Below are 20,223 nucleotides of genomic sequence, written 5' to 3'. Positions count from 1 at the left end.
CCACCGACGGCCTCTCGGCGAGCTAAGGTTAGCCTTACTTTAGTGGCATCAAGCAAGGCGATGCCCCATTTCTTCGGAAAGGCCGGTCCTCGTGGACATCCGTGTTGAACAGCTCACCGCTGGATACGCCGGTCATACCGCCGTGGACCGAGTCGATCTCACCGTCGAATCCGGACAGGTGGTGGCGATCGTCGGGCCCAACGGCTGCGGCAAGTCGACCCTGCTGCGCTGTGTGGCCCGCCTCCACCAGCCGCGCTCGGGCAAGGTGTTCGCCGGGGACGCCGACGTGTGGGAGCTGCGCCAGCGGGACGCCGCCCACCGCATCGCCCTGCTGCCCCAGGCCCCGCAGGCCCCGGAGGCCGTCACCGTCGCCGGGCTCGTACGGTACGGACGCCACCCCCACCAGGGGCTGTTCCGGCAGTGGTCGCACGAGGACGAGGAGGCGGTGACCCGGGCACTGGAGGCGACCGGCACCACCGGCCTGGCCGACCGCCGCCTCGACCAGCTCTCCGGCGGTCAGCGCCAGCGCTGCTGGCTCGCCATGGCCCTGGCCCAGGAGACCCCGATCGTCCTGCTCGACGAGCCCACCAGCGCCCTGGACATCGGCCACGCCGTGGAGGTGCTGGACCTGGTGCGCGAGGTCGCGGCCGAGGGCCGGACCATCGTCATGGTCGTCCACGACCTGGCCGGTGCCGCCCGCTACGCCGACACCCTGGTCGCCATGCGCGCGGGGCGGATCGTCGCCTCCGGCCCGCCGCGCGAGATCGTCGACGCCGACCTGGTCCGCGAGCTGTACGGCATCGAGGCGGAGATCCTCACCGCCACCTCCGACGGCACCCCCGTGGTCGTGCCGACCGTGACCGTGCCCTCCGTCGCCGCCTGACAAGCCGTCAGGCGGCTACCCCGGAAACGCCGATGGGCCCCTCCGTCCAGGGGCCCATCGGTCTGCGGGTGCACGGCTCAGGCGGGCCCGTCGCCCCGGAACACGTGCAGGATCTCCTCGGCGGCCAGCGTCGCCGTCAACGTGCCCTCGCGGACCCGCTGTTCGAGCTCCGGCGCCAGCTTCCGTACGGCCGGGTGGCCGCGCAGGCTGTCCAGCAGCTCGTCGCGGACCATGGACCAGGTCCAGTCCACCTGCTGATCACGCCGCTTGGCCGCCAGCCGGCCGGTGGACTCCAGGACCGTACGGTGCTGCTCCAGCCGGTCCCACAGCGTGTCGAGGCCGGTGGACTCCCGCGCGCTGCACGTGAGCACCGGAGGAGTCCAGGCCGCGTCCGCCGGGTGCATCAGCCGCAGCGCGCCCGCCAGTTCACGCGCCGCCGACCGGGCGTCGCGCTCGTGCGGACCGTCCGCCTTGTTCACCGCGATGGCGTCCGCCAGTTCCAGGACACCCTTCTTGATGCCCTGCAGCTGGTCGCCGGTCCGGGCCAGGGTCAGCAGCAGGAACGTGTCGACCATGTTGGCCACCGCCGTCTCCGACTGCCCGACCCCCACCGTCTCCACGAGCACCACGTCGTACCCCGCGGCCTCCATCACCACGATGGACTCCCGGGTCGCCTTCGCCACCCCGCCCAGCGTCCCGGCGGTGGGGGAGGGGCGGACGAAGGCGGCCGGGTCCACCGCGAGCCGCTCCATCCGGGTCTTGTCGCCCAGGATGGAACCGCCCGTGCGGCTGGAGGACGGGTCGACGGCCAGCACCGCAACCCGATGGCCGAGCCCGGTGAGCATCGTGCCGAGCGCGTCGATGAACGTGGACTTGCCCACGCCCGGCACCCCGCTGATCCCGATCCGCCGGGCCGCCCCCGCGTGCGGCAGCAACCGGCTCAGCAACTCCTGGGCCAGCACCCGGTGTTCGGCCCGCGTCGACTCGACGAGCGTGATCGCGCGGGCGATGAACGCCCGCTTCCCGTCGAGCACTCCCTGCACATAACTGTCGATGTCGATCTTGGCAGCCATCCGGTCAGCGGCTCACAGCTCGTGGCCGAGCGCGGCACCGAGCCGCGTCACCAGGTCGTGGGCCGCGTCCGGGATCACCGTCCCCGGCGGGAAGACCGAGGCGGCCCCCGCCTCGTGCAGCGCCTCGACGTCCTGCGGCGGGATCACCCCGCCCACCACGATCATGATGTCCTCGCGCCCCTCGGCCGCCAGCTCCTCCCGCAGCGCCGGCACCAGGGTGAGGTGCCCGGCCGCCAGCGAGGAGACGCCGACGATGTGGACGTCCGCCTCCACCGCCTGCCGCGCCACCTCGCCCGGCGTCTGGAACAGCGGGCCCACGTCCACGTCGAAGCCCAGGTCGGCGAAGGCCGTGGCGATCACCTTCTGGCCCCGGTCGTGGCCGTCCTGGCCCATCTTGGCGACCAGGATGCGCGGACGGCGCCCCTCCGCCTCCTCGAACGCGTCGACCAGCGCGCGGGTCCGGTCCACCGAAGGGGAATCCCCTGCCTCTTTGCGGTACACACCGGAGATCGTACGGATCTGCCCGGCATGCCGCCCGTACACCTTCTCCAGCGCGTCCGAGATCTCCCCGACCGTGGCCATCGCCCGCGCCGCGTCCACCGCGAGCGCCAGCAGATTGCCCTCCAGGCCCGGCCCGGGGGCGCGCTCGGCGGCGGCCGTCAGCGCGCGCAGCGCCTCCTGGCAGGCCACCTCGTCGCGCTCCTCGCGCAGCCGGCGCAGCTTCTCGATCTGCTGGGCGCGCACCGAGGAGTTGTCGACCTTGAGCACGTCGATCTGCTCGTCGGTCTCCACCCGGTACTTGTTCACGCCGATCACCGGCTGCCGCCCGGAGTCGATCCGCGCCTGCGTCCGCGCGGCCGCCTCCTCCACCCGGAGCTTGGGGATGCCCGCGTCGATGGCCTTCGCCATCCCGCCGGCCGCCTCCACCTCCTCGATGTGCTGCCAGGCCCGCTCCGCCAGATCGCGGGTCAGCTTCTCCACGTACGCGCTGCCGCCCCACGGGTCGATCACCCGGCAGGTGCCCGACTCCTGCTGGAGCAGGAGCTGGGTGTTCCGGGCGATCCGCGCCGAGAAGTCGGTGGGCAGCGCCAGGGCCTCGTCCAGCGCGTTGGTGTGCAGCGACTGGGTGTGCCCCTGCGTCGCGGCCATCGCCTCCACACACGTGCGCGTGACGTTGTTGAACACGTCCTGCGCGGTCAGCGACCACCCCGACGTCTGCGAATGGGTGCGCAGGGAGAGCGACTTGGGGTTCTTGGGGTCGAACTGCCTGACCAGACGCGCCCAGAGCAGCCGGGCCGCCCGCAACTTGGCGACCTCCATGAAGAAGTTCATCCCGATCGCCCAGAAGAACGACAGGCGCGGCGCGAACGCGTCGACGTCCAGGCCCGCTTCCTGCCCGGCGCGCAGATACTCCACCCCGTCGGCCAGCGTGTACGCCAGCTCCAGATCGGCCGTCGCACCCGCCTCCTGGATGTGGTAGCCGGAGATCGAGATGGAGTTGTAGCGCGGCATCTTCTGCGAGGTGAACGCGAAGATGTCCGAGATGATCCGCATCGACGGGGTCGGCGGATAGATGTAGGTGTTGCGGACCATGAACTCCTTCAGAATGTCGTTCTGAATGGTCCCGGCCAGCTTCTCCGGCGGTACGCCCTGCTCCTCGGCGGCCACGATGTACAGCGCGAGTACGGGGAGCACCGCGCCGTTCATCGTCATCGACACCGACATCCGGTCCAGCGGAATGCCGTCGAACAACTGGCGCATGTCGTAGATCGAGTCGATCGCCACGCCCGCCATGCCGACGTCACCGGTGACGCGCGGGTGGTCGCTGTCGTACCCCCGGTGGGTCGGCAGGTCGAAGGCGACCGAGAGGCCCTTCTGCCCGGCAGCGAGGTTGCGCCGGTAGAAGGCGTTGGACTCCTCGGCCGTGGAGAACCCGGCGTACTGACGGATCGTCCAGGGCTGGTTGACGTACATCGTGGGGTACGGACCGCGCAGGTACGGGGCGATGCCCGGGTAGCTGTGCAGCGCGTCCAGGCCCTCCAGGTCCTCGCCCGTGTAGAGCGGCTTGACCGTGATGCCCTCGGGCGTCTCCCAGAGCGGAGCGGCCTCGGAGCCGTCGGCCGCCTTGGCCGCGGCGGCCTGCCACTCCTCGGCGGAGACGGCCGGGGGAGCGGGCGACTCCAGCGCGACCTCGGAGAAGTCGGGAACGGAGGATTTCTGTTCCGTGGGCGATGTCTGCATCACGCCACTCCCATGCGATCGAGTACGGAGGTGAGAACGGCGACCGCGTCGCAGCCCGCGAAGACGTAGGCGTCGACATCGGCGTACTCGCCGGGGCGCCCGGCCAGGAAGACCCGCGCCGCGCCCGCCGACTGCAGCGCCCCGGCCACCCCGGCCGCCTGCTCGGCGTACAGCGCGTCCGACGAGCAGAGGCAGGCGACACCCGCACCCGAGGCGGTGAAGGCACCGGCGGCCGTCTCCGCGTCCACCGACACCGGCTCGTGCACCGCCTCGATCCCGCCCGCCCCGAAGAGGTTGACGGCGAACGAGACCCGCGCGGTGTGCGCGGCGGCCGGACCCAGCGCGGCGATGAACACCTTCGGCCGCGCGCCCGTCGCCGCCAGATGCGCGTCCGAGCGGGCCCGCAGCACCTCGAACGCCTCGTCGCGCCGGACCCGGGGCAGACCGCCCGGGGCGTCCGCGTACGGATCGGGCGCGGGATCGCGCTCCACCGGCCGCTCGGAGGGCAGCGGGAACTCGCTGACCCCCGTCACCGGCTCCTTGCGGCGGGCCAGCTTCGCACGGCGCGCCGCCCAGGTGGCGGCCAGCCGCTCCGCCACCATCCCCGAGCGCAACGCGGCGGGCAGCCCGCCCGCCCGCTCGGTCTCCTGGAAGAACGCCCAGGCGGCGGCGGCCAGTTCGTCGGTGAGCCGCTCCACGTACCAGGAACCGCCCGCCGGGTCGATGACCCGGGCCAGATGCGACTCCTCCATGAGGATCGTGGAGGTGTTGCGGGCGATCCTGCGGGCGAACGCGTCGGGCAGGCCCAGCGCGTGATCGAACGGCAGGACCGTGACGGAGTCCGCGCCGCCGACCCCCGCGCCCAGCGTGGCGAGCGTGGTGCGCAGCATGTTCACCCACGGATCGCGACGCGTCATCATCACCGCGGAGGTCACGGCGTGCTGGCGCTGCGCCCCGGCGGCGGGCGCACCCGACGCCTCGGCGACCCGTGCCCAGAGCCGGCGCGCGGCCCGCAGCTTCGCGATCGTCAGAAACTGGTCGGCCGTGGCCGCGTAGCGGAACTCCAGCTGCCCGCAGGCCGCCTCCACGCTCATCCCGGCCCCGGTCAGCGCCCGCAGATAGGCGACGCCGGTCGCCAGGGAGAGCCCCAGCTCCTCGGCGGCCGAGCCACCGGCCTCGTGGTACGGGAGCGCGTCCACGGCGATCGCCCGCAGCCCCGGGTACTCCGCACCGCAGACCCCGGCCCAGCGGACGGCGGCGGTGAGGTCGGCCTCGATCCCGGTCCGGGCCTCGTGGCCGAGCGGGTCGGCGCCCAGGGTCCCCCGGGCCTCGCCCTTGGCGACGCCCCGCTCCCCGTACAGCCGCAGCAGTTCGGTGGCGGCGGCGTCCAGGTCGGCGGGGGCGTCGAGCACGATCGGCGCCAGGTCGAGGTAGACGCCCTCCAGCGCGCGGCCGAGCGCCTCCACGGGGACCCCGGCGGGCCCGCCGACGGTGAGCCAGAGGGAGGTGACCCCGTTCTCCAGGTCGCCGAGCACCGACTCGTTGAGCCGGGCCGGGTCCGTCAGGGCGTGGCGCTGGCGTACGTCCCAGCCGCCCGCCGCGTTCCCTTCGGCCCTGCTGCCCCGGGTGAAGGGCGCGAAGCCGGGGAAACCGGTGTCCGGAGAGACGTCGTTCGCGGTGTAGAGGGGCCGGGTGGTGAGCCCGTCCTCCAGTGTGGTGGACAGCGCTTCCTCGGCGGCCGAGCCCGAGACTTCCTTGCCCGACTTGCGCAGAACGCCTTCGACGAGGCTCTGCCACTGGTCATGGGAGGGGTCGGGGAACGCGGCGGCCGGAGAGAGCCCGTCAGCAGGCTGGACCGTCATGCTCAGATGCTAGGCCAGCGCGGGGAACGAGGAGCAGGGGCACGTGCTGTGACCTTGCCCTCTCCGGTCCGCACTTGATCCTTTACTTACCGTCGCGTTACCGGCGCGACCCCCGCGCGCAAGAAAAGGCCGGGACGGGTCCGTCGCAACACGGCCATGTTCGATATCGGGGTTAATTGACCGGTTGATGCATATTATGTGGGAAGTTTTCCGGTTTCTTATGTAATCCCTGTCATACCTGCAATGTTCTTGAATGACCGTATCCACCCCGGAGCCCGCGTGGCCGCCGGGATGCGGAGAGGACGCGACCGTGGCCGTCGGACCTGTGGAACACCTCGTCATCGCCTTCCCCGGCAGCGGTTTCACCGGAACCGTCCTGCCCGTCCTCGCCGATGCGGTGGCGTCCGGGGCCGTACGCCCCGCCGATCTGGCCTTCGTCCGCCGCGCTGAAGGGGGTGCGCCGACCCCGGTGGGGCTGCGGGAACTCGACCCCGAGGGGACTGTTCCGGCCGGACCGGCGGAGGGCGGGGCCGCCGTGGAACTGGGCGCCGCCGACATGGAGGCGCTGGAGGGGAGTGTGCCGCGGGGCGAGGTGGTCGCCCTCGTCGTCCGGGAGGACCTGTGGACCTCGCAGCTCGCCCGGACCTTCCGCGAGGCGGGCGGTGCCTTCGTCGCCCACGAGCGCTTCGGCGCGGCGGCCGCCGCGCCGGACGCGGGCGATCCCCCGGAGGGCGACGACATCATCACCCGGCTGGAGCGGCTCGCGGAGCTGTGGCGGCGGGACGTGCTCACGGACGCCGAGTTCGCGGAGCAGAAGGCGAAGCTGCTGGCGGACTGAGCCGGGGCCGGTGGGGTCCTGGGTGTTCTCATCAGGGAAAGAGGCAGTGCATCGTGGAGACCGCCCGGACCGTTCCGGCCGCCACCGTCGTCAACCTGCGTGACCTGGGGGGTATCGCCCTGGGCCGGGACCGCCGGGTGCGGCAGGGGGTCCTGTTCCGCTCGGGTCAGCTGAGCGAGCTGGCCCCCGACCACGACCGGGCGGTGGCCGCGCTCGGCATCCGTACGGTCGTCGACCTGCGCACCGCCGACGAACGCCAGTGGGCCCCCGACCGGCTCCCGGCCCGCGCCAGGCTCTTCGTGGCCGACGTGCTCGGTGACCACCCGGGCGTCGCCCCGGCCAGGCTCAAGGCGCTGCTGGCCGATCCGGACGAGGCGGACCGCGCGCTGGGCGGCGGCCGGGCCGAGGAGCTGTTCGCGGAGACCTACCGCAAGATGGTCCTCTCGCCGGGCGCCGCCGCGGCCTACCGGGCCCTGCTGGAGACCGTCGCCGACCCCGCCGCCCGCCCGGTGCTCTTCCACTGCACGGCGGGCAAGGACCGCACCGGCTGGGCGGCGGCCGTCCTGCTGATGATCCTGGGGGCCTCCCGGGAGACCGTGCGCGCGGACTTCCTGGCCGTGAACCCCGCCGTTCGGGCCGCCTTCGCGCCCTACGTCCAGAAGTTCCTGGACGGCGGCGGCGACCCGGCCGTCGCGGCCGCCATCGTGGAGGTGCGCCCCCGCTACCTCGACGTGGCGCTCGACGCGATGGACGAGCGGTGGGGCGGGCTCGACGGCTATGTGCGGACCGGGCTGCGCCTTCCCGGAGCAGTGCTGGACCGGTTGCGCGAGGGGCTGGTGGTCACCGGCTGAACCCCGGTGCGGAGGAGGCCGCCGAGCCCCCGGGCGTGACAGTGATACCCCTAGGGGGTATGTTGCCGGTATCGGAATCCGCTGTCGTCCGCCGGGAGAGAGCCATGAACACCGGACTGAGGATCGCGGCCTTCGCCGCCGCGGTCGCCGCCGTCTTCGCCATCGCCTTCGGGGTGGGCAGGGTGGCGGGCCCGGACCCGGAACCCGCTCCCGGGCCCAGCACCCACCAGCCCGACACCCCGCACTCCTCGGCCCACCCGGAGGGGAGCGGCGAGGGGCACTGACCCGCGACGTGGTGCGGGGCCGTTCCGACCGATACGTATCGGTCGGAACGGCCCCGCACCCGTGTGGACGGCGTACGCGCCGCTCAGAGGCGGACCAGCCGCTCCGTGAGGTCGCGGTACTGCTGGAGAGCGATCCGCAGATCCTCCGTACCCGCCTCGGACTTGCCGCCGTCCCGGTCGGCGCGCAGCAGCCGGGACCGCTCGGCCAGGGCCTCCGTGAGCCCGGCGACGACGTCGTCGAAGGCCGCGTCGGCCTCCTGGACCGCCTGACGCGGGTTCTCCACGAAGCCGGCCACCGCCTGGTGGATGCGCGCGTCGAACTTCTCCCGCTGCTCGGCGGCGAAGAGCGGACGGCCGCTGTGCCCGGGCGACTCCGTGCGGCCGGGGGAGGCCGTCGTACGGGAGTCCGACGTGGTTGCGGTGCGGGAGGCCTCCGGGGACTCGTCCGGACGGGCGGGGACGGCCCGGTCCGGGTCCGTGTGCGTCCGGTCGGTCGACGCCCGACCTGCCGATGTCCGGTCTGCCGACGTCGGATCGGGGTGCGTCCGGTCTGCCGACGTCAGGTCGGTGTGCGTCCGGTCGGCCGTCTGCGGGGGGCCGGACGGCTTGGCGGCCGTCGGCGGTACGGGGGTGGCGGACGACGCTTCGCCGGGCGGAGGCGCCACGGGCGGGACGCGCTCGGCGCCGGTCGAGGGGGTGGCCCGGTTCGGCGCGTCGCCGGGGGTGCCGCCGGTGTTCGGAGTCTGCGTCATGATGTGCCGCGTCCCTTCGTGAGCTGTCGGTCGTCGTGGTCGCGCGGCGCAGGGCCGTCCGCGAGGAGTGCGTCGAAGAGTCCGCGGGCCTCGAGGAAGGCCTCGCGCATCTCCTCGGTGCCGGTGCCGTCGTCGCGTGCGGAGTGCACCCGGCGGTAGCCCTCGACATGGCGGGCGTGGTGGACCGAGAGCGCGTCGGCGCGCTCCTCGAAGCTCTCGCCGCCCGGGAAGCCCCGGTCCCGGGCGAGGCCGGCCAGCAGTGCGTCGGCCTCGGCCACCGCCTGCTGCGGCGACTCGACGAACTGTTCCTGCGTACGGGCCCAGCGGGCGGTGTACTCCGCGCGGGCCGCCTCCGTCAGCGGCCGCTTCTCCAGGTCCCCGTGGAGCCGGACCCGCTCGCCCAGCTCGTCCTCGGCGGCCTTGGTGTCGCCGTTGTGCCGGGCGACCACCCGGTCGTACTCGGGGCCGAATCGGCTGCGCAGCCCCCGGCCGCCGCCGGCGCCCCCGCGGACGAGGAAGAAGTAGACGGCGGCGGCCGCGACGAGCGCCACGGCGATGACGATGATCGCTGTTGTCACGGCTATCGCCCCCACCGCTCGTCGGCCGGTACGCGGCTGTGGTGTCGCACAGTGGTCAACCCCTCTCGGTCCGGCCCGGCGGAGTGGCCACCGGGCGTCGTGCAGGGGTCCGTGTACCCCCGAACAGCCGTTCATGCGCCGAGGGCGGCCGAACGCTCCGTGTACCGTGCAGACGCCGGTGTACGTAATACTCGTCGTATGTCATCAGCCGTTACGAAGCCGGGGCGGGGTCCGCGCCGCCCCGCGCCCCTGGTCCGCCGGGCCACGGCGCGCGACGCCCGTCGGCTCACCCGGCTGGTCCGGACGTCACGCGCCTACGAGGGCCCGTACGCCCCGATGGTCGCGGGGTACCGGGTCGGTCCCGACTACATCGAGGCGCACCGGGTCTTCGTCGCCGCAGACCGGGACGACGACCGGGTTCTCGGCTTCTACGCGCTGATCCTCGAACCGCCGGAGCTGGACCTGATGTTCGTCGCCGACGAGGCGCAGGGACTCGGCGTCGGGCGGCTGCTCATCGGCCATCTGCGCGGGGAGGCGGAGCGGGCGGGCCTCACCGGGGTCCGGATCGTGGCCCACCCGCCCGCCGGGGGCTTCTACCGCAGCGTGGGCGCGGAGCCCACCGGCACCGTCCGCGCCAACCCGCCGGCGGTCCTGTGGGACCGCCCGGAGTTCCTGCTGCCCGTCGGCGCCTGAAGGGCCCTCAGCCGCCGTAGGGGCGGGTGATCAGCTCCATGCCGTGGCCGCTGGGATCGGGGAAGTAGACGCCCCGGCCGCCGTCGTTGTGGTTGATCTCGCCCGGGTGCCTGAGGTGCGGATCGGCGTAGTACGCGATCCCCAGCTCCTTGATCCGGGCGAACGCGGCGTCGAACTCCGCCTCCGAGATCAGGAAGGCGTAGTGCTGCGGGGTGATCGACTCCTCGGGGATCGTCGCGAAGTCCAGGGTGACGTCGTTCGCCAGGACGACGGGGACGAACGGGCCCCACGCGGGTCCGACCTCCAGACCCAGCAGCCCTGCCAGGAACTCCGCGGACTCGCGGTTGTCGCGGGAATGAATGATGGTGTGGTTCAACTCGACCGACACGGTGGAATGCCTCCAACGGGCATCTCACGGGCTACCTCCACGCCTCACCCGGACGGTGACCGACGCGCGATGCCGTGGACGTGATCCTAGGGCGACGGGCCCGGCGCGGTCGAGCGGACGGCGAGCCCACCGCCGGGATTGAGCCTGCGGAGCCGGGGAACCTGTAGGCGCGTATCGAACGGGTGTGTCAGTGCCCCGGTCGCGTCGAGATGAGGAGGGTGCCCGTGTCCACCACCAACGGCAGAGGCCGCGAGGAGACCCAGGAGGAGCGGGCGGACCGGCAGTGGACCGAACTGCTCCAGGAGCTGCGCGTCGCCCAGACCGGGGTGCAGATCCTCTTCGGATTCCTCCTCGCCGTGGTGTTCCAGCCCAGGTTCGCCGAACTGTCCGAGGCGGACCGGGACATCTACATCACCACAGTGGTGCTCGGCTCCGCGACCGTCGCCTCCCTGATCGGCCCGGTCACCTACCACCGGCTGCTGACCGGCCGGCGGATGAAGCCGCAGACGGTCATCTGGGCCTCCCGCATGACCATGGTGGGGCTGGTGCTGCTGTTCCTCACGATGTGCTCGACCCTGCTGCTGATCATGCGCGTCGCGCTCCAGAACACGTTCGCCCTCTGGCTGGTCGCCGGTATAGCCCTGTGGTTCCTGGCCTGCTGGTTCCTCTTCCCCCTCTGGGCGCTGGCCCGCGGCCGCTCCGGGCCGCGCGAGGAGCCGTCCCGCGAGGACGCGCGCTCCGAGGGGTGAGCGGCTCAGTCCCGCGCCTCCACCGGGCCCCGCACGTCGGTCACCGTGAACAGCGCGCCGTCGGGGTCCCGGAGGGTGGCCTCGCTGCCGCCCACGACGGTCCGCTCCTCCACCAGGGTGCCCCCCTCCCGTACGGCCTCGGCCACCGTCACGGGGACGTCCGCCACCGGGAACTGCACCTGCCAGTGCGGACGGACCAGCGGGTCCACGGCGGCCTCCACCGCTCCGGAGCTGATCCGGGCCAGCGGGCGTCCCTCGCACCGCACGATGACCTCGTCACCCTCGTACGCGACGTCGCAGCACCCGGGGCGGCCGCTCGCCCAGTCGAGCACCTCGCCGTAGAAGATCGCCGCGTCGAAGGCGTTGCGGGTCCGCAGCCGCAGCCAGGTGTGGGCGTGGTCGTCGGGGGCCGGCTGCGAAGTGGCCGGTTCCGTGCGCTCCCAGAGGCCGAACGAGGCGCCGTCCCGGTCGGATGCCAGGACGCCGCGCCCCTTGCCGAGCGTCAGCGGCCCCACCGCCACCGTCCCGCTGCGCTCGCGGACCCGGGCGGCGGCCACGTCCGCGTCGGCCACCGCGAAGTACGGCGTCCACGCCACGGCGACCTGGTACGCGGTGGATACGGCGAAGATGCCCGCCACCGGGATGTCGCCGCGGCGGGCCACGGAGAACTCCGCGCCGACCTGCCCCGGGCGGAACGTCCACCCCAGCACCCCGGAGTAGAACCGCTGGGCGGCCGCGAGGTCCCGGGTCATCAGGGTCACCCAGCACGGCGCGGCCGGTCCCGTCAGGGGCGCCGTCGAGGGGGCCGTACGGGGATCGCTTCCGGTCATGGTCCACTGCCTTCTCACGGGGGTGCGGCGCGGGGTGCGGCCGCCGTGGTCCAGCACCCACCCTCGGACGGCCCGTGCGACCGCGCAACGCGGGGCCGCACGGGGGCCGCGTTCACAGTCCGATGCGCGGCGGGGCGTTCGTGATGTCCAGGAAGACCTGGTCCGCCTGCGGCCACCGCTCGCACATCGCGTGCCGGATGCGCATGGAGACCTCCTCCACCTGCTCGCTGTCGATACCGGGAGCCAGGTCGATTCGGGCCGCCACCAGCACGGAGTGCATGCCCAGACGCATGGTGAGGAGTTCGGCCACGTTGTCGATCTCCCGCTGGCGCATGAGGAAGCCGACCAGCTCGCGCCGCAGTTCCGGATCGACGGACTCCCCGATCAGCTGGTCCCGGGCGTTGCGGCCGAGCCGGAAGGCGACGTACACGAGGAGCAGTCCGATGCCCAGGGAGGCGCCAGCCTCCCAGACCACGCTCCCGGTGGCCAGATGCAGGGACATCCCGGCGATGGCCAGGCTGACACCGAGTACCGCGGTGCTGTCCTCCGCGATGACCGTCCGCAGCGCCGGGTCGATGGCCGCGCCCTTCTTGCCGCGCGCCTGGTGCAGGGCCCGGGCCAGCGAGGTGCTCTCGGCGACCAGGGCGACACCGAGCACGATCAGCCCCGCGGTGTAGCCGGTGGGGGACTCGTCGTCGTCGCGCCGCAGGGCGTGGAGGCCCTGGTAGAACGAGAAGCAGCCGCCCATCACGAAGATGCCGACGGCGGCCAGGAGCGCCCAGAAGTACCGCTCCTTGCCGTAGCCGAACGGGTGATGGGCGTCGGCGGGGCGGCGGCTGCGCCGGAGCGCGGCGAGCAGGAAGATCTCGTTGAGGCTGTCGGCGACCGAGTGGGCCGCCTCCGACAGGAGCGCCGGCGAGCCGGAGATCAGCCCGCCCACGGTCTTGGCTGCCGCGATCACCAGGTTGGCCACGAGGGCGACCAGGACGGTGAAACGGGTCTGTCGGTCGGCGGCCGACCGGCTCATCGTTACCTCCGGTGACGAGGGGGCCGGGCGGGCCCGCCCCCTGCGGGGGACGGGTCAGCTGCGCGGGGGATCGGTGTCGGTGCGCGGGTCGTCCCGGTGGGGCGGGAGCGGTGCGTTGCCGTGGTCGTCGAGCTGGTACGGCTTGAGCGCGCTGCCGTCGGTGGGGAAGCGGTCCGTGCCGTGCGGGTCGTGCGTCTCGATGTGTGTGCGTCCCTCGGGCTTGCGGGGCTGCTCATCGGGGCGCGGCGGCGGCAGCTCGGCGTCCCTCTTGCGCTTCCCCAGCAGGAAACCGCCGATCAGCAGCCCCACCACGGCGACCGCGGCGATGGGGAAGAGGACGGCCGCCAGCGCGCCCGTCCCGTCGGCGAGTGGGGCGGCCAGTGCCTGCGTGGCTCCGTTCGATACGTCCATGGTTGCCGCATACCCCCAGGGAAGGGCGTCAGTCAGCTGATCACGTTAATTCATGTTTTATGAGTATCTCAGGGGAAAACCGTTTCACATGGTGCGAATGGTCGCGCTCGCCCAGGTACAGGGGGGACACCGGCAGTCCTCCTTCCGGCGTGCGGAGAAGAACCTGGTGCCCGCTCCCCGGGAGCTGATCCCTCTTCGGCCCCTCCCGTGTCGCCGTCGGGCCGATGCGGGGTCAGCCTGGAGTGGACCCGAAGGCCGGCGTCCGACGGAAGGAACCCCGTGAACAGCACCCCCGAACGAAGCGGCGACCGAGCCACGGACGGCCACGGCCAGGAGGTGCTGGTGTCGCTGAGCCGGTGCGACCTCGCGGACGCGCGCAGTGTCCTCGGCGTGCTCGGCCACGCCTTCGACTCCGACCGCGAGGCGGACGACGAACCCGAGGCGGCGAGCGGCCCCCGCCCCACCGTCTGGGTGACCACGGTCGACGTCTCCGAGCCCAGGGCCGCCGCCGAACCCGTGACCCTCACCGCCCCGGTCACCGTGGACGCCCAGGGCGGCTACTGGGCCGTGGACCGGCTGCGCACCCACCTCACCGGCGCGTTCGCCGTACGCGTGGTCGGCACGGCGGCGGGGGACCAGGAGCAGGAGGTACGGCTGCGCCTGGAGAACCGCTGACGCGTACGTCGCCCCCGACGGACGCCACGTACGCCGAAAGGCCTGTGAACCGGGTCAACAGGGACCCGAAGTGAAAGGTGCTCGCGCATGGATTCCCTCGCCCTGGAGACCGTCACCGCACCGGAACCGGTCACCGTCGAACGCTCCACCGTGACCCTCCGCATCAACGGGGAGGAGACCGAGCTGACGCTCGACCACCGCACCACGGTCCTGGACCTGTTGCGCGAACAGCTCGGCCTCACCGGTGCCAAGAAGGGCTGCGACCACGGCCAGTGCGGCGCCTGCACCGTCCTCGTCGACGGCCGCCGCACCAACAGCTGCCTGCTGCTCGCCGTCGCCCAGGACGGCTCCGAGATCACCACGGTGGAGGGGCTGGCCGACGGCGACACCCTCCACCCGCTGCAACAGGCCTTCGTGGAACGCGACGCCCTCCAGTGCGGCTACTGCACCCCCGGCCAGCTCTGTTCCGCCGTCGGGATGCTCACGGAGGCCGCCGCCGGCCACCCGTCCCACGCCACCCCTCCGGACGCCCTCACCACGGAACCCGCCACCCTCACCCCGGACGAGATCCGCGAGCGGATGAGCGGCAACCTCTGCCGGTGCGGCGCCTACCCCCGGATCGTCGAAGCCATCGAGGACGTGACACCGTGAAGCCCTTCGGCTACCAGCGACCCACCACCACCGCCGAGGCCGTACGGCTCTGCGCGGCCGGACCCGGCGCCCGGTTCCTGGGCGGCGGCACCAACCTCGTCGACCTCATGAAGCTCGGCGTCGAGGAGCCCGGCCTCCTCATCGACGTCACCAGGCTCCCCCTGGACCGGGTGACCGCCACGCCCGACGGCGGCCTGCGCATCGGCGCCACCGTGCGCAACAGCGACCTCGCCGCCCACCCCGACGTACGCCGCGCCTACCCCGCCCTCGCCCAGGCCCTGCTCGCCGGGGCGTCGGGGCAGCTCCGCAACGCCGCCACCACCGGCGGCAACCTGCTCCAGCGCACCCGCTGCACCTACTTCCAGGACGTCTCCAAGCCCTGCAACAAACGGGTCCCGGGCTCCGGCTGCCCCGCCCGCGAGGGCCACCACCGGGACCTCGCGATCCTCGGCCACTCCACCGAGTGCGTGGCCACCAACCCCTCCGACATGGCCGTCGCCCTCGCCGCCCTCGACGCGACCGTGCTGCTGCTCGGCCCCGAGGGCGAACGGGCCGTCCCCGTCACCGGGTTCCACCGGCTGCCCGGCGAGAACCCCGACCAGGACACCGTCATCCGGCCCGGCGAACTCCTCACCGAGGTGGTGCTCCCACCGCCCGCCCCCGGCACGGTCTCCCGCTACCGCAAGGCCCGCGACCGGGCCTCGTACGCCTTCGCCCTGGTCTCCGTCGCCGCCACCCTCCAGATCGACGACGGCCGCGTCGAACGGGCCACGCTCGCCTTCGGCGGAGTCGCCCACCGGCCCTGGCGCGCCCACCGGGCCGAAGCCGAACTGCGCGGCGCCCCCGCCACGCCCGCCGCCTTCCAGCACGCCCTGATCGCCGAACTCGCCGAGGCCCGGCCCCTGCGGGACAACGCCTTCAAGGTGGACCTGGTCCGCCGCGTGGCCCTCGACGTCCTCGGCGAACTCACCGGGCCCCAAGGCCCCGAGGCCGGCCCGACCGGCTGACCCACCCCCCCGCCCAACCGACCGGAGGCCCCACCGCCATGCCCCTGGACCCGCAACTCACCGGTGCGCCCGTCGTCCGCAGGGAGGCCCGGGACAAGGTCACCGGCGCCGCCCGGTACGCCGCCGAGCACACCCCGCCCGGCACCCTGTACGCCTGGCCCGTCCCCGCCGCCATCGCGGCCGGCCGGGTCACCGCCGTACGGGCCGTCGACGCGCTCGCCGTCCCCGGCGTCCACACCGTCCTCACCCACGACAACGCGCCCCGCCTCGCGGAACCCGACGACCCCATCCTCGCCGTCCTCCGGAACGACCGGGTCCCGCACCACGGCTGGACCGTCGCCCTGGTCGTCGCGGACTCCCCGGAGGCCGCCCGCACGGGCGCCGGGCGGCTGCTCGTGGAGTACGAGAGCACCGACCACGACGTGATCCTCACCGAGGACCACCCCGGCCTCTACACACCCGAGGAGGCCAACGGCGGCTTCCCCGCCGTCCGCAGGCGCGGCGACTTCGAGCGGTCCTTCGCCTCCGCTCCCGTCCAGGTCGACGCCACCTACCGCACGGTCCCGCTCCACAACCACCCCATGGAGCCGCACGCCGCCACCGCCTGGTGGGAGGACGGGCACCTCACCGTCCACGACTCCAGCCAGGGCTCCAACGCCGTCCGCAAGAGCCTGGCCCAGATCTTCGGGCTCGACCCCGACCGCATCACCGTCCACTCCGAGCACGTCGGCGGCGGCTTCGGCTCCAAGGGCACCACCCGCCCCCAGGCGGTCCTGGCCGCCCTGGCCGCCCGCCACACCGGCCACCCGGTGAAGCTGGTCCTCCCCCGTGCCCAGCTCGCGGAGGTCGTCGGCCACCGCGCCCCCACGATCCAGCGGGTCCGCCTCGGCGCCGGCCTCGACGGCATCCTGCACGCCGTCTCCCAGGAGATCGTCACCCAGACCTCCACCCTCAAGGAGTTCGTCGAGCAGGCCGCCGTACCCGCCCGGGTGATGTACGGATCGCCGGACAGCACCACCGTCCACCGGGTGGCCGCCCTGGACGTCCCCAGCCCGTCCTGGATGCGCGCACCGGGCGAGGCCCCGGGGATGTACGCCCTGGAGTCGGCCATGGACGAACTCGCCTCCGCGCTCGGCATGGACCCGGTCGAACTGAGGCTGCTCAACGACCCGGCCGCCGAACCCGACAGCGGGCGCCCCTTCAGCAGCCGGGGCCTGGCCGCCTGTCTGCGCGAGGGCGCCGACCGGTTCGGCTGGCAGGCCCGCGACCCCCGGCCCGCAGCCCGCCAGGAGGGCCGCTGGCTCCTCGGTACGGGCGTGGCCTCCGCGACGTACCCCGTCCTCGTCTCCCGGTCCGCCGCCCGCGCCCACGCGGCGGCCGACGGAACCTTCCGGGTCGAGGTCAACGCCACCGACATCGGCACCGGAGCCCGGACCGTCCTCGCCCAGATCGCCGCCTCGGCGCTCGGCGTGGACGTGGAGAGCGTCGAGGTGGCCATCGGCTCCACTGACCTGCCCACCGCCCCCCTGGCCGGCGGCTCCTCCGGCACCGCCTCCTGGGGGTGGGCGGTCCACAAGGCGGCGTCCGGCCTGGCCGACCGACTCGCCGGACACCGGGGGCCGCTGCCCGACGAGGGGCTCACCACCACCGCCGACACCGAGGAGGAGACCGCCGCCGGCTCCCCGTACGCCCGGCACGCCTTCGGCGCCCACTTCGCCGAGACGGCCGTCGACTCCGTCACCGGCGAGATCCGGGTGCGCCGGCTCCTCGGCGTCTACGCCGCCGGGAAGATCCTCAACGCCCGGACCGCGCGCTCCCAGTTCGTCGGCGGCATGGTCATGGGCCTCGGCATGGCGCTCACCGAGGGGTCCGCCATCGACCCGGCCTTCGGGGACTTCACCGCGAAGGACCTCGCCTCCTACCACGTGCCGGTCAACGCCGACGCGCTCGACATCCAGGCGCACTGGATCGACGAGGACGACCACCACCTCAACCCGATGGGCTCCAAGGGCATCGGGGAGATCGGCATCGTCGGCACGGCCGCCGCCATCGGCAACGCGGTCCGCCACGCCACCGGGGCCCGGATCCGGGAACTGCCCCTGACCCCCGACCGACTGCTCCCGTACCTCCTCTGAACCCGGCCGGCTGCTTCCGAACCTCCTCCGAACCCCCTGCCGGTGAGCGTCGCCGAACAGCCCTGACCAGCGGCGACAGCTCATCTGTTGCGGGGATGGCTCACCCGGGTCACCCTGTTGAGTGACCCAGAAGTGATCAGTGCTCACGCTTCGTGTTCGGGGGTCGTTGGTACGACGGGGTGAAGCAGATGGGCCTCGTGGTGAGGAGCCTCGACGATGACCGTTCCACCCGACCGGCACTACGCGGTCGACCTGCGGGTGTCCGCAGAGCGCGTCTCCCAGGTGCGGCGCATCGTCGCCGCCCACCTGCGCCACTGGAGTCTCGACCTCCACGTCCGGCCGGTCTGCCGGGCCCTGGACGAACTCCTGGCCAACGTCCACCGTCACGTCGGTGACGAGAACACCTGCGTCGTCGAACTCCGCTGGACCGGACGGCACATCACCGTCTCGGTCGCGGACAACAGCCCCCGGATGCCCCGGCTGTCGGCGGCCGGCGGCGGGCTGAGCCGTGTGATGGCCCTCAGCGACAGCTGGGGCACCTGCCGGACCACGGACGGCAAGGTCGTCTGGTTCACCCGCTACGCCCAGGCGCCGCGGACCGCGGGCCTGCTCCCGTACCCTCCGCTGCCGGGCGTGCGCGAATCCCGCCGCGCCCCGCTCACGGCGCTCGCGCAGACGCTCCTCTAGCCGCAGCACCCCACCCGGCCGACGCGGAACGTGCCCCACCGGCACGCATGATCCGCGTCGGCCGGGTACGTGCGGTGCAGGGCCGCGTTGCGCCCGACCCTGCGACGCGGCACCGTCGAAGTACCGATGCAAGGAGGCCACTGCCATGCCCATCGCGACGGTCAACCCCGCCACCGGCGAACTGATCAGGTCCTACGACGCCCTGGGCGAGGAGGAGACCGAGCGCAGGATCACCGCCGCCCACACCACCTTCCAGCAGTACCGCACCACCCCCTTCGAGCAGCGCGCCGCCTGGCTGAACCGGGCCGCCGACCTGCTGGAGGCGGACCGCGACACCATCGCCCGGACGATGACGCTCGAAATGGGCAAGCCGGTCACGGCGGCCCGCGCCGAGGCGGCCAAGTGCGCCAAGGCGATGCGCTGGTACGCGGCCAACGCCGAGCGCCTGCTCGCGGACGAGCACCCCGAACCCGCCGACGTGGCCGACTCGGGCGCCTCCCGCGCCCTGGTCCGCTACCGGCCGCTCGGCGTCGTCCTCGCCGTCATGCCGTGGAACTTCCCGCTCTGGCAGGTCGTGCGCTTCGCCGCCCCGGCCCTGATGGCGGGCAACACCGGTCTCCTGAAGCACGCCTCGAACGTCCCGCAGACCGCGCTCTACCTGGAGGACCTGTTCCACCGGGCCGGATTCCCGGCGGGCTGCTTCCGTACGCTGCTGATCGGCTCGGGCGCCGTCGAGGCCGTCCTGCGCGACCCCCGGGTCGCGGCGGCCACCCTCACCGGCAGCGAACCGGCGGGCCGGGCCGTCGCCGCCACCGCCGGGGACGAGATCAAGAAGACCGTGCTGGAGCTGGGCGGCAGCGACCCGTACCTCGTGCTGCCCTCGGCCGACGTCGAGAAGGCCGCCGCGACCGCCGTCACCGCCCGCGTCCAGAACAACGGCCAGTCCTGCATCGCCGCCAAGCGGTTCATCGTCCACGCCGATGTGTACGACACGTTCGCCGAGCGCTTCACCGCCGGGATGCGGGCCCTCACCGTGGGCGACCCGCTGGAGGAGACCACCGACATCGGGCCGCTCTCCAGCGAACAGGGCCGCACCGACCTGGAGGAGCTGGTCGACGACGCCGTGGAGCGCGGGGCCACCGTCCTGTGCGGCGGCGGCCGGCCCGACCAGCTCGACGGCGGCCTGGAGAACGGCTGGTTCTACACCCCCACCGTGCTCGCCGGAATCACCCCCGCCATGCGCATCCACCGCGAGGAGACCTTCGGCCCGGTCGCCACCCTCTACCGGGTCGCGGACCTCGACGAAGCCGTCCACCTGGCCAACGACACCCCGTTCGGGCTCAGTTCCAACGTCTGGACCCGGGACGCGGGGGAGCAGGAGCGGTGCGCCCGCGACCTGGAGGCGGGCGGGGTCTTCTTCAACGGGATGACCGCCTCGCACCCGGCCCTGCCCTTCGGCGGGGTCAAACGCTCCGGGTACGGGCGGGAACTGGCCGGGCACGGCATCCGCGAGTTCTGCAACGCCACCACGCTCTGGTACGGCCCCGAGAACGCCTGACCCGGGGTTCCACGGCCTCGGCAGCCCCGGGCTCCCGAGCCCGGAGCCTG

The 20,223-nt window shown here is 73.1% G+C and carries 21 protein-coding genes; 12 read left to right on the top strand and 9 right to left on the bottom strand.

Annotated features, from left to right (window positions below; all coding sequences use genetic code 11):
• The first annotated feature begins 91 nt into the window (after positions 1–91).
• A complete protein-coding gene (locus tag ACQ9ZG_RS00745; RefSeq protein WP_109914980.1) occupies positions 92–883 on the top strand; it encodes an ABC transporter ATP-binding protein in 792 nt (263 codons plus the stop codon).
• Positions 884–960: 77 nt separating this feature from the next.
• Here the strand turns inward: ACQ9ZG_RS00745 and meaB are convergent, their stop codons facing one another.
• Genes meaB through ACQ9ZG_RS00730 form a run of 3 tightly spaced genes read right to left on the bottom strand, consistent with a single transcriptional unit; the run spans position 961 to position 6,059 of the window.
• Positions 961–1,956: a methylmalonyl Co-A mutase-associated GTPase MeaB gene (gene meaB / locus ACQ9ZG_RS00740; RefSeq protein ID WP_084996753.1), complete on the bottom strand. Its 996-nt coding sequence runs from the start codon at positions 1,954–1,956 to the stop codon at positions 961–963.
• Positions 1,957–1,968: 12 nt separating this feature from the next.
• Complete coding sequence (scpA, locus tag ACQ9ZG_RS00735) at positions 1,969–4,197, bottom strand: methylmalonyl-CoA mutase (RefSeq protein WP_109914981.1); 2,229 nt, start codon at positions 4,195–4,197, stop codon at positions 1,969–1,971.
• The gene (locus ACQ9ZG_RS00730; protein WP_499279638.1) at positions 4,197–6,059 is read right to left on the bottom strand and encodes a methylmalonyl-CoA mutase family protein; all 1,863 of its coding nucleotides are present in this window, start codon (positions 6,057–6,059) and stop codon (positions 4,197–4,199) included. Before ACQ9ZG_RS00730 ends, scpA begins: the two co-directional genes overlap by 1 nt.
• A 310-nt stretch (positions 6,060–6,369) precedes the next feature.
• Here ACQ9ZG_RS00730 and ACQ9ZG_RS00725 point away from each other — a divergent pair, with 310 nt between their 5' ends.
• From ACQ9ZG_RS00725 to ACQ9ZG_RS00715, 3 genes are all read left to right on the top strand, one after another.
• On the top strand, positions 6,370–6,897 hold the full coding sequence (locus tag ACQ9ZG_RS00725; protein WP_028417099.1) for an SHOCT domain-containing protein: 528 nt from the start codon (positions 6,370–6,372) through the stop codon (positions 6,895–6,897).
• Between the two features lie 53 nt (positions 6,898–6,950).
• Entirely contained in the window at positions 6,951–7,748 is a 798-nt protein-coding gene (locus ACQ9ZG_RS00720) for a tyrosine-protein phosphatase (RefSeq protein WP_028417098.1), read from the top strand.
• Between the two features lie 104 nt (positions 7,749–7,852).
• On the top strand, positions 7,853–8,032 hold the full coding sequence (locus tag ACQ9ZG_RS00715; RefSeq protein ID WP_028417097.1) for a hypothetical protein: 180 nt from the start codon (positions 7,853–7,855) through the stop codon (positions 8,030–8,032).
• Positions 8,033–8,115: 83 nt separating this feature from the next.
• Here the strand turns inward: ACQ9ZG_RS00715 and ACQ9ZG_RS00710 are convergent, their stop codons facing one another.
• The gene (locus tag ACQ9ZG_RS00710; protein ID WP_109914597.1) at positions 8,116–8,784 is read right to left on the bottom strand and encodes a hypothetical protein; all 669 of its coding nucleotides are present in this window, start codon (positions 8,782–8,784) and stop codon (positions 8,116–8,118) included.
• Positions 8,781–9,362: a hypothetical protein gene (locus tag ACQ9ZG_RS00705; RefSeq protein WP_109914596.1), complete on the bottom strand. Its 582-nt coding sequence runs from the start codon at positions 9,360–9,362 to the stop codon at positions 8,781–8,783. The genes ACQ9ZG_RS00710 and ACQ9ZG_RS00705 overlap by 4 nt, the downstream gene beginning before the upstream one ends.
• Positions 9,363–9,560: 198 nt before the next feature.
• Here ACQ9ZG_RS00705 and ACQ9ZG_RS00700 point away from each other — a divergent pair, with 198 nt between their 5' ends.
• The gene (locus ACQ9ZG_RS00700; protein WP_084996756.1) at positions 9,561–10,055 is read left to right on the top strand and encodes a GNAT family N-acetyltransferase; all 495 of its coding nucleotides are present in this window, start codon (positions 9,561–9,563) and stop codon (positions 10,053–10,055) included.
• A 7-nt stretch (positions 10,056–10,062) separates the two neighbouring features.
• On the opposite strand, the gene ACQ9ZG_RS00695 is transcribed toward ACQ9ZG_RS00700, so the two are convergent.
• On the bottom strand, positions 10,063–10,443 hold the full coding sequence (locus tag ACQ9ZG_RS00695) for a VOC family protein (RefSeq protein ID WP_109914595.1): 381 nt from the start codon (positions 10,441–10,443) through the stop codon (positions 10,063–10,065).
• A 224-nt stretch (positions 10,444–10,667) separates the two neighbouring features.
• Between ACQ9ZG_RS00695 and ACQ9ZG_RS00690 the strand changes: the two genes are divergently transcribed.
• On the top strand, positions 10,668–11,192 hold the full coding sequence (locus tag ACQ9ZG_RS00690) for a DUF6328 family protein (RefSeq protein ID WP_109914594.1): 525 nt from the start codon (positions 10,668–10,670) through the stop codon (positions 11,190–11,192).
• Positions 11,193–11,197: 5 nt separating this feature from the next.
• Here the strand turns inward: ACQ9ZG_RS00690 and ACQ9ZG_RS00685 are convergent, their stop codons facing one another.
• From ACQ9ZG_RS00685 to ACQ9ZG_RS00675, 3 genes are all read right to left on the bottom strand, one after another.
• Positions 11,198–12,022: a VOC family protein gene (locus ACQ9ZG_RS00685; RefSeq protein WP_028417091.1), complete on the bottom strand. Its 825-nt coding sequence runs from the start codon at positions 12,020–12,022 to the stop codon at positions 11,198–11,200.
• A 112-nt stretch (positions 12,023–12,134) separates the two neighbouring features.
• Positions 12,135–13,049 carry a cation diffusion facilitator family transporter gene (locus tag ACQ9ZG_RS00680; protein WP_109914593.1) on the bottom strand — a complete coding sequence of 305 codons (915 nt, stop codon included), beginning with the start codon at positions 13,047–13,049 and terminating at the stop codon, positions 12,135–12,137.
• Positions 13,050–13,103: 54 nt separating this feature from the next.
• Positions 13,104–13,460: a DUF6479 family protein gene (locus tag ACQ9ZG_RS00675; RefSeq protein WP_109914592.1), complete on the bottom strand. Its 357-nt coding sequence runs from the start codon at positions 13,458–13,460 to the stop codon at positions 13,104–13,106.
• A 279-nt stretch (positions 13,461–13,739) separates the two neighbouring features.
• Here ACQ9ZG_RS00675 and ACQ9ZG_RS00670 point away from each other — a divergent pair, with 279 nt between their 5' ends.
• The 6 genes from ACQ9ZG_RS00670 to ACQ9ZG_RS00645 all read left to right on the top strand — a co-directional run bounded on the left by ACQ9ZG_RS00670 (position 13,740) and on the right by ACQ9ZG_RS00645 (position 20,173).
• Positions 13,740–14,135: a hypothetical protein gene (locus ACQ9ZG_RS00670; RefSeq protein WP_028417088.1), complete on the top strand. Its 396-nt coding sequence runs from the start codon at positions 13,740–13,742 to the stop codon at positions 14,133–14,135.
• An 87-nt stretch (positions 14,136–14,222) separates the two neighbouring features.
• Positions 14,223–14,786, top strand: a complete 564-nt coding sequence (locus ACQ9ZG_RS00665; RefSeq protein WP_028417087.1) for a 2Fe-2S iron-sulfur cluster-binding protein — start codon at positions 14,223–14,225, stop codon at positions 14,784–14,786.
• Positions 14,783–15,793: an FAD binding domain-containing protein gene (locus ACQ9ZG_RS00660; RefSeq protein ID WP_109914591.1), complete on the top strand. Its 1,011-nt coding sequence runs from the start codon at positions 14,783–14,785 to the stop codon at positions 15,791–15,793. The genes ACQ9ZG_RS00665 and ACQ9ZG_RS00660 overlap by 4 nt, the downstream gene beginning before the upstream one ends.
• Before the next feature lie 38 nt (positions 15,794–15,831).
• Entirely contained in the window at positions 15,832–17,928 is a 2,097-nt protein-coding gene (locus ACQ9ZG_RS00655) for a xanthine dehydrogenase family protein molybdopterin-binding subunit (RefSeq protein WP_499279635.1), read from the top strand.
• Between the two features lie 216 nt (positions 17,929–18,144).
• Positions 18,145–18,615, top strand: a complete 471-nt coding sequence (locus ACQ9ZG_RS00650; RefSeq protein WP_109915108.1) for an ATP-binding protein — start codon at positions 18,145–18,147, stop codon at positions 18,613–18,615.
• A 145-nt stretch (positions 18,616–18,760) separates the two neighbouring features.
• A complete protein-coding gene (locus ACQ9ZG_RS00645; protein WP_109915109.1) occupies positions 18,761–20,173 on the top strand; it encodes an NADP-dependent succinic semialdehyde dehydrogenase in 1,413 nt (470 codons plus the stop codon).
• Positions 20,174–20,223 lie beyond the last annotated feature (50 nt).

It is taken from the genome of Streptomyces araujoniae, from assembly GCF_050871195.1.
Taxonomy (GTDB): domain Bacteria; phylum Actinomycetota; class Actinomycetes; order Streptomycetales; family Streptomycetaceae; genus Streptomyces; species Streptomyces bacillaris.
The sequence above is the reverse complement of the archived record's forward strand: the minus strand, read 5'-3'. Positions and strand labels throughout refer to the sequence as shown.

Excerpts from the sequence above, each read along its gene's own strand:
- ACQ9ZG_RS00700 (WP_084996756.1), top strand. The coding sequence starts at position 9,561 with ATGTCATCAGCCGTTACGAAGCCGGGGCGGGGTCCGCGCCGCCCCGCG.
- ACQ9ZG_RS00655 (WP_499279635.1), top strand. The coding sequence starts at position 15,832 with ATGCCCCTGGACCCGCAACTCACCGGTGCGCCCGTCGTCCGCAGGGAG.
- ACQ9ZG_RS00665 (WP_028417087.1), top strand. The coding sequence starts at position 14,223 with ATGGATTCCCTCGCCCTGGAGACCGTCACCGCACCGGAACCGGTCACC.
- ACQ9ZG_RS00710 (WP_109914597.1), bottom strand. The coding sequence starts at position 8,784 with ATGACGCAGACTCCGAACACCGGCGGCACCCCCGGCGACGCGCCGAAC.
- scpA (WP_109914981.1), bottom strand. The coding sequence starts at position 4,197 with ATGCAGACATCGCCCACGGAACAGAAATCCTCCGTTCCCGACTTCTCC.
- ACQ9ZG_RS00645 (WP_109915109.1), top strand. The coding sequence starts at position 18,761 with ATGCCCATCGCGACGGTCAACCCCGCCACCGGCGAACTGATCAGGTCC.
- ACQ9ZG_RS00715 (WP_028417097.1), top strand. The coding sequence starts at position 7,853 with ATGAACACCGGACTGAGGATCGCGGCCTTCGCCGCCGCGGTCGCCGCC.
- ACQ9ZG_RS00675 (WP_109914592.1), bottom strand. The coding sequence starts at position 13,460 with ATGGACGTATCGAACGGAGCCACGCAGGCACTGGCCGCCCCACTCGCC.
- meaB (WP_084996753.1), bottom strand. The coding sequence starts at position 1,956 with ATGGCTGCCAAGATCGACATCGACAGTTATGTGCAGGGAGTGCTCGAC.
- ACQ9ZG_RS00730 (WP_499279638.1), bottom strand. The coding sequence starts at position 6,059 with ATGACGGTCCAGCCTGCTGACGGGCTCTCTCCGGCCGCCGCGTTCCCC.
- ACQ9ZG_RS00650 (WP_109915108.1), top strand. The coding sequence starts at position 18,145 with ATGACCGTTCCACCCGACCGGCACTACGCGGTCGACCTGCGGGTGTCC.
- ACQ9ZG_RS00685 (WP_028417091.1), bottom strand. The coding sequence starts at position 12,022 with ATGACCGGAAGCGATCCCCGTACGGCCCCCTCGACGGCGCCCCTGACG.
- ACQ9ZG_RS00680 (WP_109914593.1), bottom strand. The coding sequence starts at position 13,049 with ATGAGCCGGTCGGCCGCCGACCGACAGACCCGTTTCACCGTCCTGGTC.